The 13,563-nt window shown below is 71.6% G+C and carries 11 protein-coding genes; 6 read left to right on the top strand and 5 right to left on the bottom strand.

Going from position 1 to position 13,563, the window contains the following annotated elements:
- The gene (locus C8E83_RS18415; RefSeq protein WP_121371524.1) at positions 1-1,386 is read right to left on the bottom strand and encodes an MFS transporter; all 1,386 of its coding nucleotides are present in this window, start codon (positions 1,384-1,386) and stop codon (positions 1-3) included.
- A 200-nt stretch (positions 1,387-1,586) separates the two neighbouring features.
- Here C8E83_RS18415 and C8E83_RS18410 point away from each other — a divergent pair, with 200 nt between their 5' ends.
- Genes C8E83_RS18410 through C8E83_RS18400 form a run of 3 tightly spaced genes read left to right on the top strand, consistent with a single transcriptional unit; the run spans position 1,587 to position 4,536 of the window.
- Complete coding sequence (locus C8E83_RS18410; RefSeq protein ID WP_121371523.1) at positions 1,587-2,102, top strand: hypothetical protein; 516 nt, start codon at positions 1,587-1,589, stop codon at positions 2,100-2,102.
- Positions 2,102-3,019 (top strand): FAD:protein FMN transferase, encoded by a 918-nt coding sequence (locus C8E83_RS18405; RefSeq protein ID WP_121371522.1) that lies wholly within the window; start codon positions 2,102-2,104, stop codon positions 3,017-3,019. The genes C8E83_RS18410 and C8E83_RS18405 overlap by 1 nt, the downstream gene beginning before the upstream one ends.
- Positions 3,016-4,536 carry an RnfABCDGE type electron transport complex subunit D gene (locus C8E83_RS18400; RefSeq protein WP_121371521.1) on the top strand — a complete coding sequence of 507 codons (1,521 nt, stop codon included), beginning with the start codon at positions 3,016-3,018 and terminating at the stop codon, positions 4,534-4,536. Before C8E83_RS18405 ends, C8E83_RS18400 begins: the two co-directional genes overlap by 4 nt.
- 86 nt (positions 4,537-4,622) lie before the next feature.
- On the opposite strand, the gene C8E83_RS18395 is transcribed toward C8E83_RS18400, so the two are convergent.
- Complete coding sequence (locus C8E83_RS18395) at positions 4,623-6,599, bottom strand: S9 family peptidase (RefSeq protein WP_121371520.1); 1,977 nt, start codon at positions 6,597-6,599, stop codon at positions 4,623-4,625.
- Positions 6,600-6,739: 140 nt separating this feature from the next.
- Between C8E83_RS18395 and C8E83_RS18390 the strand changes: the two genes are divergently transcribed.
- Positions 6,740-7,180 (top strand): ASCH domain-containing protein, encoded by a 441-nt coding sequence (locus tag C8E83_RS18390; RefSeq protein WP_121371519.1) that lies wholly within the window; start codon positions 6,740-6,742, stop codon positions 7,178-7,180.
- Positions 7,181-7,300: 120 nt separating this feature from the next.
- Here C8E83_RS18390 and C8E83_RS18385 read toward each other — a convergent pair whose 3' ends face one another.
- Both C8E83_RS18385 and C8E83_RS18380 read right to left on the bottom strand, forming a co-directional pair.
- Positions 7,301-8,254, bottom strand: coding sequence for a carbohydrate kinase family protein (locus C8E83_RS18385; protein WP_121371518.1), 954 nt, complete (start codon positions 8,252-8,254; stop codon positions 7,301-7,303).
- A 15-nt stretch (positions 8,255-8,269) separates the two neighbouring features.
- Positions 8,270-9,310: an AraC family transcriptional regulator gene (locus C8E83_RS18380; RefSeq protein ID WP_170160007.1), complete on the bottom strand. Its 1,041-nt coding sequence runs from the start codon at positions 9,308-9,310 to the stop codon at positions 8,270-8,272.
- Positions 9,311-9,450: 140 nt separating this feature from the next.
- Here C8E83_RS18380 and C8E83_RS19975 point away from each other — a divergent pair, with 140 nt between their 5' ends.
- Positions 9,451-10,191, top strand: coding sequence for a YflT domain-containing protein (locus C8E83_RS19975; protein WP_245981822.1), 741 nt, complete (start codon positions 9,451-9,453; stop codon positions 10,189-10,191).
- Between the two features lie 107 nt (positions 10,192-10,298).
- Here the strand turns inward: C8E83_RS19975 and C8E83_RS18370 are convergent, their stop codons facing one another.
- Positions 10,299-10,709 carry a DUF7674 family protein gene (locus tag C8E83_RS18370; protein WP_147430244.1) on the bottom strand — a complete coding sequence of 137 codons (411 nt, stop codon included), beginning with the start codon at positions 10,707-10,709 and terminating at the stop codon, positions 10,299-10,301.
- Between the two features lie 152 nt (positions 10,710-10,861).
- On the opposite strand from C8E83_RS18370, the gene C8E83_RS18365 reads away from it, so the two are divergent.
- On the top strand, positions 10,862-13,456 hold the full coding sequence (locus tag C8E83_RS18365) for an ATP-dependent Clp protease ATP-binding subunit (protein WP_121371515.1): 2,595 nt from the start codon (positions 10,862-10,864) through the stop codon (positions 13,454-13,456).
- Positions 13,457-13,563: the final 107 nt, after the last annotated feature.

Genomic DNA, 13,563 nt, shown 5'->3' with positions numbered 1-13,563 from the left:
TCAGTCGACGGCGGGCACCGCCACCGGCCCGGTCGCAGGAGCAGCGGCACCCCGCACCCGGGGCATCACCAGCACCGCCACGACCACGAGCACCGCCGTCACGACCACCGCCGCGAAGACCGCCGCCGACGCCGACACGATCACCGACGGCACCTGGTCGCCGTGCGCGGTGCGGGCGTAGATCGCGTTCGCGACGGCCCCGAACACCGCGACGCCGAGCGCGCTTCCGATGGAGCGGCTGAAGAGGTTCGTGCCCGTGACGACTCCGCGCTCGTTCCACTCGACGCTCGACTGCGCGGCGATGAGGCTCGGCGTGGCGACGAGGCCCATTCCGAGGCCGATGACGAAGCACACCGCCGCGACGAGCCAGACCGAGGGCGCATGCACCACGAGCAGCAGGAGCACCGAGCCGATCACCGTCACCGAGATGCCGATCAGCACCGTGGTGCGGAAGCCGACCCGCAGATACAGCCGCCCGGACTGCGAGGCGGACACGGGCCAGCCGAGAGTGAGACAGGCGAGGGCGAGTCCGGCGAGGATCGGTGACGATCCTGCGGCCCCTTCGAGATAGGTCGGCACGTACGACGTGAGGCCCAGGATCACGGCGCCCACGCCGAACGAGATGAGTGACGTCGAGAGCAGCAGACGGCGCGAGAACACCCACGTCGGCAGCACGGGCTCGGCGGCCCGCCGCTCGACGAGCACGAACAGCACGAGCAGTACAGCGCCGATCGCGAAGGCCCCGACGCTGATCGGGGAGTCCCACGCCCACGCCTGGCCGCCCTCGAGAACCGCGAGGATGAGGAGCGTGAGCGCGACGGTGAGCAGCGACGCCCCGAGGTAGTCGACCCGATGCTGCGCCCGCTCGATCTTCTCGTGGAACGCCCGCAGCAGCATCCACACGGCGAGCGCGCAGAGGGGCACGTTGACGAAGAAGATGCCTCGCCAGATGCCGAGGGACGAGAAGACGCCGCCGAGGGTCGGCCCGACGACCGAAGAGATCGCCCAGACGCTCGCGAGGTAGCCCTGCGCCTTCGCGCGCTCCTTCACGGTGTAGATGTCGCCGGCGATCGTGATCGCCATGGGCTGCACGGCACCGGCGCCGAGGCCCTGGATCACCCGGAAGAGGATCAGCGCGGGCATGCTCCAGGCGAACCCGCAGAGCACCGACCCGACGAGGAACAGCCCGATGCCGAGAAGGATGATCGGCTTCCGCCCGACCATGTCGGAGAGCTTCGCGTAGATCGGCACCGAGACGGCCTGGGCCAGCAGGTAGATCGAGAACACCCACGGGAACGACGAGAACCCGCCGATGTCGCGCACGATCGACGGCACCGCGGTGGCGACGATCGTCGAGTCGATGGCCACGAGTCCTGTGGTGAGCATGAGGGCGATCAGAATGGGCCCGCGCTCGGAGCGGAATCCGACACCGGAGGCGGAGGCTGAGGCAGAGGCGGGAGAGGTCACAGGGTTGCCAACTTATGAGTGCGCTGAATTGATTCCCGGGCGGTGAACCGCGGCCCCGGGTTTTTCGTAGGAACGTCCAAGAGAATCTTTCCATCCCCCACCTCGAGATGAGACCCTTCATGCTTTCTGCCGCCCGCTCGCGCACCGCCCTCCTCGCGCTCACCGGCGCCTCGTTCGTCGCCCTGCTCGCCGGCTGCTCCTCCACCTCGGGGTCGACCCAGGGCGCAGGATCAAGCGGTTCGTCCGGCGACTCCTCCTCGTCCGGCTCCGCTTCCTCCCCTTCGAGCTCGGCGTCCTCCTCGGCGACCGACGCCGGCTCGTCGTCCGGCTCCGGCACGTACAAGAACGGCACCTTCTCGTCGAACGGCTCGTACTCTTCGCCCGGCGGCCAGGAGACCATCAACGTCTCGCTGACGATCGCCGACGACTCCGTCAAGGCGGTGACGGTCAAGACCGTGAAGGCCGACCCGACCGCGCAGCAGTACGAGCAGCAGTTCATCGGCGGAATCTCGTCGGCCATCGTCGGCAAGAAGATCGACGACCTCAACGTCACGAACGTCGCCGGGTCGTCGCTGACCAGCCAGGGTTTCAACGCGGCCCTGACGAAGATCAAGGCCGCCGCAAAGGACGCCTGATGCCGGGTCTCGGCGATCCTGCGCGCCCTCACGCCTGGGAGTTCGAGGCGATCGGGGCGCCGTGGCGGATCACCACGGCGACACCCGTCGAGCCCGAGGTGCGCGAGGCGATCGCCCGGCGCATCGACGAGTTCGACCGCGACTGGTCGCGATTCCGCGACGACTCGCTCGTCGCCCGCATCGCGACCTCGCCCGGCGTCTTCGAGATGCCGCAGGATGCAGCGCCCCTGTTCGACCTCTATCGTCGCCTCGGCGACGCCACGGCCGGCGCGGTGTCGCCGCTCGTCGGCCGGCGGCTGGAGCACCTCGGCTACGACCGCGACTACAGCTTCCGGCCCGCTCCGGGAGCCGCCGCCGACCCGGCGGCCGTTCCGCGCTTCGACGACGTCGCCGCGTGGGACGCCGACGCGCTCACGCTGACCACGACAGATCCGGTGCTCATCGACGTCGGGGCGGCCGGCAAGGGGTTCCTCGTCGATCTCGTCACGGCGCACCTCGATCAGGCGGGCCACGACGACTACGTCGTCGACGCCTCGGGCGACTTGCGCCACCGCGGCGACCCGGCGACGCCGGCCCGCGTGGCGCTCGAGCACCCGGCAGACCCGTCGCTGGCCATCGGCGTGATCGAACTGGCGAACCGCGCCCTCTGCGCGAGCGCCGTGAACCGGCGCACGTGGGGCGAGGGGCTCCACCACGTCCTCGACGCGCGCACCGGGCTCCCCACCGCCGACGTGATCGCGACGTGGGCGGTGGCGCCGACGGCGCGAGCGGCCGACGGGATCGCCACGGCGCTGTTCTTCGCGGATCCTGCGGCCCTCGACCGGGCCTTCCCCGAACTCGCCCTCGAGGCAGTGCGCGTCTTCGCCGACGGCGGCGCGCAGTACACCACGAACTTCTCTGGAGACCTCTTCGCATGACCGCCTTCACCACCTGGCTCGACCGGCTCACCGGTCGGGTCACGATGTACCGGCTGGTGCTGCTCGCCCTGCTGGCCGTGCTCGCCGAGTCGCTGATCATGTCGGGCCTCGGCAGGATCGCGTACGCGCCCGGGGCGATCGTCGTCTCGGCCGCCGTCGCCGTCGTCGCCACCGTCGTGAGCAACCGGCTCGTCGCCCTGATCGTGCGGGTGAAGCCGCACACCGAGTCGTCGATCGTGACCGGGCTGATCCTGGCGTTCCTGTTCACGCCGCAGCTGACGGGCTCGTCGCTCGGCTACGTCGCCCTCGCCGGTGTGATCGCGTCGGTGTCGAAGTACCTGCTCGCCGTGCGCGGGCGGCACGTGTTCAACCCGGCGGCGGTGTCGGCGCTCGTGATGAGCATCGCGTTCCCGGCCGCGTTCCCGTCCTGGTGGGTCGGGGCTCCGGCGATCCTGCCGATCGTCGTCGTCGGCGCCTGCGTGATCCTGTTCCGCACGCGGCACCTGCAGATGGGCGTGCTGTTCTTCGTCGTCGCGACGGTGTCGGTGACCGCGACCTACACGGCGAACGGCTTCGTCGCGCCGCTGGCCCTCCAGAGCGCTCTGCTGTCGTCGCCGATCGTGTTCTTCGCCGGGTTCATGCTCTCCGAGCCGCTCACCCTGCCGCCGAAGCGGTGGCAGCAGCTCGCCCTCGCCGTGGTCGTCGGCGTGCTGTTCGGGCTCTCGCTCCACGTCGGGCCCGTCTACAACTCGTACGAGCTCGCCCTCGTGGTCGGCAACGTGCTCGCCTTCGCGGTCGGCCAGCGCCGCGGCCTGCGCCTCGCGTTCGTGTCGAAGGAGCAGCTGACGCCCACCTCGTGGGAGATGACCTTCCGCCCCGCGCACCCCGTGCGCTTCGGGGCCGGGCAGTTCATGGAGCTGTCGCTGCCGCACGCCCGCGCCGACGTCCGGGGCCAGCGGCGCGTGTTCAGCATCGCGTCCGGGGCGCACGATCCTTCGGTCGTGCGCTTCGGGTTCCGCACCTCCGAGCGGCCGTCGACGTTCAAGGCGGCGCTGCTCGCGCTGTCGCCGGGCGACGTGGTGAGCGCGACGGGCGTGGGGGGCGACTTCACTCTGCCGCGGGATCCTGCGACCCCCCTTCTGTTCGTCGCGGGCGGCATCGGCATCACGCCGTTCATCAGCCAGCTGCAGCATCTTCGGGCGACGGGCGACACGCGTTCCGTGACGCTGGTCTACTCGGTGCCGTCGCTCGAGGAGGCGCCGTACGTCGCCGAGCTGGTGCGGCTCGAGACGCGGGTGCTCGTCGTCGCGCCGGCCGCGCCCTCGTCGCTGCCCGACGGGTGGGAGTACCTCGGTGCCGGGCCGCTCACCGCGGCGCTCGTGCAGGCCGGGGCGCAGGATGCAGCCGACCGCCGCGCGTACGTCTCGGGCTCGCCCGGCTTCGTCCACTCGGTGCGCCGAACGCTGCACGAGGCCGGGGTGCGCCGGGTGACGACGGACGCCTTCTCCGGCTACTGATCCCCCCTGCGACAAAACGCGACACCTGCGACGCTTCGCTGCGTCGCAGGTGTCGCGTTTTGTCGCTCGGACCGGGGCTGGGCGGGCTAGGAGAGCGGCAGCACGGGCACCCCGGCGGGCTCGAAGCCCAGGATCTGCCCGTAGAACGACAGCTCGGCCTCGGTCGCGTGGATGATCGTCGCCTCCTTGCGGAAGCCGTGCGACTCCCCCTCGTACGCGACGTACGCGTGCCGGATCCCGCCGGCGACGAGCGCGTCGCGGAACATCTCGGCCTGCGACGGCGGCACGATCGGGTCGTCGAGGCCCTGCAGCAGGAGCACCGGAGTCGTCAGCCCCGCGGTGTTGTTGACCGGAGCGCGCGTCTCGTACAGCTCGGCGGCCTCGGGCAGCGGGCCGATGAGACCGTCGAGGTAGCGCGACTCGAAGTCGTGGGTGTCCTGCGCGAACTTCGTGAGCTCGGCGACGCCGAAGTACGACACCCCGGCGGCGAAGACGTCGGACGACGTGAGCGAGGCGAGCACGGTCCAGCCGCCGGCCGAGCCCCCGCGGATCGCGAGTCGCGCACCGTCGGCGAGACCGGCGTCGGCGAGGCCGCGGACCGCCGCGACGGTGTCCTCGACGTCGACGACGCCCCACTGCAGCTTCAGCGCGTCGCGGTACGCGCGGCCGTAGCCGGCCGAGCCGCCGTAGTTGATGTCGACGACGCCGATGCCGCGACTGGTGAAGTACGCCTTCGTGAGCAGGTCGCGCGGTGCCGTCGTCCGCCCGGTCGGGCCGCCGTGCACGAACGCGACGTAGGGCGGCAGCTCGCCCTCGGGCGCCGTGAACTCGGCGTTGTGCGGCGGGTGCACGATCGCGTGGACGACGCGGCCGTCGACGCTCGGGAAGGTCTCCTCGCGGGCGCCCGGCAGATAGTCGGCCGACGGGAAGTCGTCGACCTCGAGCCGCACGTCGGTCAGCTCGCCGCTTCCGAGATCGAGCACGCGCAGACCCGATTGCAGCGTCGACGACCCGCCCGACACGAGCACGCGGTCGCCGTTCACCGCGCCCACGCCGATCGCGGTGAGCGGCAGGTCGATCGGGGTGGCGTCGCCGGTGGCCGGGTCGATCAGCTCGAGTCGGTCGCTGCCCAGGGTCCGGACCGCCAGGATCCTGCCGTCGCCGAGCACCCGGTACCACGCCATCCCCAGCGTCCACAGCGGCCCACCGTACTCTGCGGCCTCGGGGTGCAGCGGAGTCCTGGTGCCGTCGAGATCGACCCGTTCGAGGTTCCACCACCCCGTGCGGTCGGCCGTGACGAGGAGGCTGTCGCCGTGCCACGTCGGCTGGAGGACGGACTCGGTCTCGCTGCCGGCCAGGACTTTCCACGAGGAGACGGTGCCGAGCTCCTGCGCCCCGCCGCCGTCCGCGACGAGGGTGCCGACGCGGAGTTCGGTGCCGTCCCAGGGCATCTGCGGGTGCTCCCAGGCGATCCAGGCGAGGCGCGTGCCGTCGGGCGAGAAGCGCGGGTAGGCGAGGAAGTGCGAGCCGCTCACGATCGAGCGGATCGCGCCGGCGTCGTCGGCGGCGCTGCCGTCGAGCGGCACGGCCACGATGTCGCGGGTGAGGGCCGACGGGCTGGGGTCGGTCTCGTCGTGGGTCTCGCGGACGGCGACGACCTCGGAGTGGCCGTCGACCACGTGCAGCTGGATCTCGCCGAAGCGGAAGGAGCCGGTGGCCGGGGTGAGGGGCGTGGGCTCCTGCGACCCGGGGTCGAGACGGTAGAGGCGCTGGTCGCTGAACTCGGTGAAGACGAGGGTGCGGTCGGGGGTCACGAACCAGGAGCCGCCGCCGTACTCGTGCACGCGGGTGCGGGCGCTCCACGGGGCCGGCAGGACGTCGACGGGCTCGCCGTCGGGGCCCTGGGTGCGGACGGCCAGGCGGCCGTTCTCGCTGGGGCGCCGCTCGAGCCACCAGACCTCGTCGCCGACCCACGTGCCGCCCTCGACGGGGTGCTCGCCGGCGGCCAGCGCCGCGGCGGTGATCGGGGAGGTCCAGGAGCCGAAGGGCGCGGTCGTCGTCATCGGCCCAGCGTATCCGCGGGTGCTGTGGCTGCCCCTCCCGCCCCATGCGACAAAACGCGACACCTGCGACGCCTCGCCACGTCGCAGGTGTCGCGTTTTGTCGCAGCGCGGGGGCGGTCGACCGGCGGTACTGTCGGGGCATGCTCACCGACGACGATGTCCGCGGGCTCCCGATCTCGGAGTTCGCCTTTCCCGGCCCGCTGCGCGACCAGCTCGTGGCGGCCATCCTCGACGGGTCGAAGACGAGCACCACGGCGCTGCTCTGGGAGTACGAGGCGGAGGGGTCGCCGCTGCCGGTCGTCGGCGAGCGCGAGGCCGTCATCGACTCCGACGGCGCGCCCGTCTGCATCACCGAGGTGACCGCGGTCGAGGTCGTGCCGCTCGGCGAGGTCGGTCTCGCGCACGCGATCGACGAGGGCGAGGGGTACGAGACGGTGGCGGCGTGGCGCGCGGGGCACGAGGAGTTCTACGCGAGCGACGACTACCAGGCGGAGTACTCCGCCCTCACCGGAGGCTCGCACTTCGCGCCCGTCGACACGACGCCCGCCGTGCTCACGCGCTTCCGTGTGGTCGCCCGCTGACGCGCCGGTTCCGCCTGTTCGGCGTCTCGGGCGACAAAACGCGACACCTGCGACGCTCTCGTGCGTCGCAGGTGTCGCGTTTTGTCGCAGGGGGACGAGTAGCTCAGAGACGGGGAGGGGCTAGAGGGCGAGCTCAGCAGGCATCGGCGGGTTGGCGCCGGCGCGCGACACAGTCACGCGGGCGCTGCGGAGCGCCACGTCGGCCACGGCCTCGAGGTCGGCCCGAGCCAGTGACCCGGCCCGCAGCGACGAGTCGAGACCCCGCAGCAGGATCGCCGAGAGCAGCCCCGACATGAAGGCGTCTCCGGCCCCGATCGTGTCGACGACCGACACCGGCAGCGACGGCAGGTCGAGCCGGTCGGACTGCGAGAAGACGAGTGCTCCGTCGCCGCCGCGGGTCATCGCGGCGAGCACGGCCCCGAGCGACAGGAACCGCTCGAGAACGGCGGCGGGCTCGACGCCCGGATAGAGCCAGGCGGCGTCCTCGTCGCTCAGCTTCACGACATGCGACACACGCGCTATCGCCTCGACGGCCGCGACGACGTCGGGCCGGGAGGGCGTGACACCCGGGCGCACGTTCGGGTCGAAGCTCACCAGGGCCGTGGCGGAGGCGGTCTCGAGCAGGCGGCGCACGTCGTCGGCTCCTGGTGCCAGAGCCGACGCGATCGACCCCGTGTGGACGAGCCGCACTCCCGCCGGCGCCGAGAGAGCACCGGGCGCCCACGCGATCGAGAAGTCGTACTCGGCGTGGCGGTCGGCCTGGATCGTCGCGACCGCCGTCGACGTCGGCTCGTCGACGAACGACGCCTCGTCGAGCACGACGCCGGTCTCGTCGAGGTGCGCGACGATCGCCTCGCCGCGGTCGTCGCGGCCGAGCTGCGTGCGGAAAACGGTGGGCAGGCCGAGGCGCGCGAGCCCGTAGGCGACGTTCATCGGGCTTCCGCCGGGGTGCTCGACGGTCGACGCGCCGTCGACCACGATGTCGACGAGGGCCTCGCCGACGACGAAGGCGGCCGGGGCGGCGGGGCCAGAGGGCGCAGGAGCAGGGCCACTCGGCGCCGATGCAGAGCTCATGCCCCGAGCATAGGGTCAGGCGCGCCCGAGCGTGGCCGCCGGGTACTCCCCGAACCGCCGCACGTAGGCCCCGGCGAAGCGCCCCGCGTGCGCGAAGCCCCACCGCCTGGCGACGGCCGCGACGGTCGTGTCGGCCGGCGAGTGCGCGCCGAGCTCTGCACGCACGTGGTCGAGTCGGATCCCGCGCAGGTAGTCGGTCGGCGTCGTGTCGAGCTGCTGCTGGAACACGTGCTGGAGCCCGCGCAGGCTGAGCCCCGCGGCCTCGGCGATGTCCGTCGCCGTGATCGGCTGCTCGGCGCGCGCGTGCATGAACTCGACGGCCGCTCGCAGTTTCGCGTGCGACGGCAGCTGCAGCAGCATCGTGGGTCGCGGTGCGTCGTGGGAGAACGTGGCGAGGAGCGCTTCGGCCGCGGCGCGATTCGCCTCCGCGCGCAGCAGGGGGCTCGCCGGGGCGTCGCCGGGCGCACCGAGCACCACGCGCGCGACGCGGGTGATCGTCGATTTCCAGGCCGTCAGCTCCTGCGCCTCGGGCACCACCTGATGGTGGAAGTGGAGCGGCCCCGGGGCCGCGCCCGTGCGCTCAGCGGCGATCCGCTCGAGGTACCGGGCGTCGAACTGCACGAGGTTCTGCCGGGTCTCGGCGAAGTGGAACGCGAACCGCTTTCCGGTGGGGAACATCGCCGGCCGACCGAGGGCGAGCGCGGTCTCGTCTCCGCCGAGGTCCATGACGGCCGTGCCGCTCGAGATCCACGAGACGATGTACTCGTCCTTCGGCTGGACCGTTCCGAGCACCGTTCCGAAGAACGCCGACGAGCGCAGCGTCATCTCGTCGTCGCCGGTGAGCGAGTAGCGGTAGACGAAGTCCTTCTCGGTGCGCTCCATGTGGAAGCCGGAGCCGTTGTAGCCCTCCGTGTAGAACTCGCGGGCCTCGTCGAGGTCCGTTCCCTCCGTCTCGAAGTGGCGGCGGGAGTCCGCGGCACGGGTGTCGGCAGGGCGGGAGTCGGCGTCGCGAGCAGGGTCGGTCTCGGCGTCGAAGGCAGGGTCTGGCGTGGACATCTCGCGGATTCTCACACGCGCGTGGAGTGGCGCGATATCCCTGTTCTGCCGAACGCACTTCTGATATAAGGCGGATTCACCGGGTGCGGCAAGCATCGAGCGGGCAGGGTGGAAACACACAGCTTTCAAGGAGAGACCGCATGACCGATCAGCAGGATCCCGGCACCACGCCCCCGCCGCCCCCGTCCGAGCGCCCGCTCGACGCCCCTCCGCCCCCGGCCGAGACCTCGCACGGCGAGACCTCGCCCTCGGCGCCGCCCCTCGGGCAGGAGGCCGCCGAGGCCGACGCGCAGCAGTCCGGCCGCCCGGCCCCGCAGTACGGCGAGTACGCCCCTCCCGGCAGCGTGCCGCCGCCGGCCGCCGCGCAGCCCGCGGCCGACGCCACCGGCTCGGCTGCCGAGTCGCTCGGCGGCGTCGGCGCGTTCGTGGGCGGCTCGTACCCGCAGGTCGTCGCGTCGTTCACGAAGTACGAGGACGCCCAGAAGGCCGTCGACCGGCTCTCCGACGAGGGCTTCCCTGTCGAGAACGTGTCGATCGTCGGGCACGACCTCCGCACGGTCGAGAACATCCGCGGCCGGGTGACGAACGGCTCTGCGGCGCTTCGCGGCCTGACGTCGGGAATCTGGTTCGGCATCGCCCTCGGCGTGCTGTTCGCCCTGTTCAACCCGAAGGACAACTTCTTCGGCGTGGTCCTGACCATCGTGGTGATCGGCGCCGTGTGGGGTCTCATCTTCGGCTTCGTCGGGCACGCGATGACCCGCGGCCAGCGCGACTTCTCGTCGATCAAGACGATGGAGGCCGGGCGGTACGAGGTGCTCGTGCGCGGCGAGTACGCGGCGCGCGCCACCCAGCTCCTGTCGCAGGCGACCTACCCCAGCTAGCCGGCCCGGCGCCGCCACGCGCCCGCCGCGCCCCGCGAGATCGCATTCGTTGTCGCCCCGGTCCTTCCGAGCCGACAAAGCATGCGATCTCGGGCCGGTGACGTCGGTCAGGATCGCGCGCGACGCGGCGTGCCCCACACGCGCCGCCAGCCGAATGCATCGGGATACAGCTCGCGAGCGACAGCGGTCAGCCGAGGCCCGAGGTGCCGCAGATGGCGGGATCGCGGGCCGAGGTTTTCGACGAACGACAGCGCGATGACGTTCTGCCGATAGGCGTCGCCCGTCGCGTATCCGGCCTCGAGGAAGTCGAGGAGTGCCCGGACCCGATGTCTGTCACCGAGCCGGCCGGCGACCAGGTTCGCCGTGATCTCGCCGACGAAGAGATGCCCCAGGACGAGCCCGTCGTCGTCGCGGAAGAAGTCGTCGTCGTTCGTCTCGCTGAACTCGGGAAAAGCACGGACGAGACCCTCGAACCAGGATTCGAAGTCGCCCGGCACACGACGCGCCTCATCGGTCACGAAGCCCCCTTCCTCCGGGCCAGCATCCCACACACGGCACACGCGACGAGGGTTGAGCGGGGTGCGCTCAACTTTTTTCGGCGAACGGGAATGCACCCCACCCTCCATGGGTTAGTTGAGTCATAGGCACTCACGTTTACCCAGGAGGTACCTTGCCTGAGAACTTCGGCCCCACGAACGGCGACAGCTCGTCGAACGACAACTCGTTCGATGAGATCTTGGCTCGTCTCCTCGCCGGCCAGCAGAACGGCGGCAACTTCGGCCGCCCCATCGACATCTCGCGGCTCCTGAGCCGACGCACCCACGAGCTCCTCGGCGCAGCGCGCACCTACGCGGTCGAGCACGGCCACGCCGAGCTCGACGCGCTCCACATCCTGCGGGTCGCGGTCGACGAGCACCCCGCGAGCGACCTCATCGCGTTCGCAGGAGCAGACCGAGACCGCCTCGTCCAGGCCATCGAGGGTCGTCTTCCCGGTTCCGGCGGAGGCGCCCCCGAGCGCCCGGGCCTGACTCCGGCGGCCCAGCGCGTGCTCCTCGAGTCCGCGCAGGCCGCCCGCGGCTTCGGCTCGACCTACGTCGACCCCGAGCACGTGATCTTCGCCCTGGTCGTGAACCAGGACTCCGTCACCGGCCAGCTCCTGGCCGCCGCCAGCGTCACCCCCGAGGCCATGCAGCGCTTCGCCCAGCAGGGCGGCATCCAGACGGCGCAGGCGGCCGAGGAGGGCCAGCAGCACCCGGGCCAGGAGCCCTCGGACACCCCGACCCTCGACCAGTTCGGCACCGACCTGACCGCCCGCGCACGCGACGGCAGGGTCGACCCGGTGATCGGCCGGGCCGACGAGATCGAGGCGACCGTCGAGATCCTGCTGCGCCGCACCAAGAACAACCCGGTGCTGATCGGCGAGCCCGGCGTCGGCAAGACCGCCATCGTCGAGGGCCTCGCCCAGCGCATCGCCGACGGCGAGGTGCCCGAGCCCCTGCGGAACAAGCGCGTCGTCGCCCTCGACATGGCGTCGATGGTGGCGGGCACCCGCTACCGCGGCGACTTCGAGGAGCGCCTCACCAAGGCGGTCGACGAGATCGCCGCGCACTCCGACGAGCTCATCGTCTTCATCGACGAGCTGCACACGGTCGTGGGCGCAGGATCCGGCAGCGAGGGCGGCATGGACGCCGGCAACATCCTGAAGCCCCGGCTGGCCCGCGGCGAGCTCCACATCGTCGGCGCCACCACGCTCTCGGAGTACCGCCGCGTCGAGAAGGACGCCGCTCTCGAGCGCCGCTTCCAGCCCGTCCAGGTGCCCGAGCCGAGCGTTGAGGACGCCGTCCAGATCCTCGCCGGGCTCGCCCCGCGCTACGAGGAGCACCACGGCGTGACATACACGCCCGAGGCGATCCGCGCCGCGGTCGAGCTCTCGCACCGCTACGTCAGCGACCGGTTCCTGCCCGACAAGGCCATCGACCTGATCGACCAGGCCGGCGCCCGCCGCCGCCTGCGTCTGGGTTCGACGGTCGACGTCGGCGCTCTCCAGCAGGAGCTCGCCGACCTCGAGTCGGCGAAGAACCAGGCCGTCGCAGCCGAACGCTACGAGGAGGCCTCCGGGCTCCGCGACCGGATGCAGGAGGTGGAGGGTCGGCTCGAGGCCGCCACCTCGCATCCTGCGCCCTCGATGACCTCGGTCGACGCCGTGATCGGCGAGGAGGCCATCGCCGAGATGGTCTCGCGCGCCACCGGGATCCCGGCCTCGCGCCTCACCGAGGGCGACCGCTCTCGACTGGCGGTGCTCGAGCACGAGCTGCACGCCCGAGTGATCGGCCAGCACGACGCGGTCGCCGCGATCGCCAAGTCGATCCGCAGGAGCCGCACCGGCATGGGCGACTCCCGCCGCCCCACCGGGTCGTTCCTGTTCCTCGGCCCGACGGGCGTCGGCAAGACCGAGCTCGCCAAGGCTCTCGCGGCCTCGCTCTTCGGAGACGAGTCGTCGATGCTGCGCTTCGACATGTCGGAGTTCGGTGAGCGCCACACCGTCTCGCGCCTGGTCGGCGCCCCTCCCGGATACGTCGGCTACGACGAGGCCGGGCAGCTGACCGAGCGCGTGCGCCGCAACCCGTACTCGGTGATCCTGCTCGACGAGATCGAGAAGGCGCACCCCGACGTGTTCAACCTCCTGCTGCAGGTGCTCGACGACGGTCGCCTGACCGACGGCCAGGGTCGCACGGTCGACTTCCGCAACACGGTGGTCATCATGACCTCGAACCTCGGCAGCGAGTTCCTGGCATCGCGCAGCGGTGCCATGGGCTTCACGCCCTCGTCGTTCGACGGGTCGGCCGGCAACGGCTTCGGCTCCGACAAGGCGCTTCGCGACCGCGTCATGGGCAAGCTCCGTGAGGCGATGCGACCCGAGTTCCTGAACAGGATCGACGAGATCGTCCTCTTCCAGAAGCTCACGGCCGCCGAGATCCGCGAGATCGTGTCGCTGATGCTCGTCGACACGGAGCACCGCCTGCTCGTGCAGGACATCCGCTTCTCGGCGGACGAGTCGGCGCTCGCCTGGCTGGCCGAGCACGGGTACGAGCCGGAGTACGGCGCCCGCCCGCTGCGTCGCCTGATCCAGCGCGAGGTCGACGACCGGATCGCCTCGCTGCTGGTCGACGGCGGCCTGACCGCCGGCGACGAGGTCCGCCTCACCGCTGCCGACGGCTCGCTCGACGCGACCGTGTCGCACCCGGAGACCGCCGCGGCGCTCTAGCCTCGCGACCTCACCCGAAGGCCCCGCTCACCACCCGGTGGGCGGGGCCTTTCTCGTCGCCGAGCGACCCTCTCGGCCGGCGTCGCACGGCGGCGTAGCGTGAGGGC

The organism is Frondihabitans australicus, assembly GCF_003634555.1.
GTDB lineage: Bacteria > Actinomycetota > Actinomycetes > Actinomycetales > Microbacteriaceae > Frondihabitans > Frondihabitans australicus.
The sequence above is the reverse complement of the archived record's forward strand: the minus strand, read 5'-3'. Positions and strand labels throughout refer to the sequence as shown.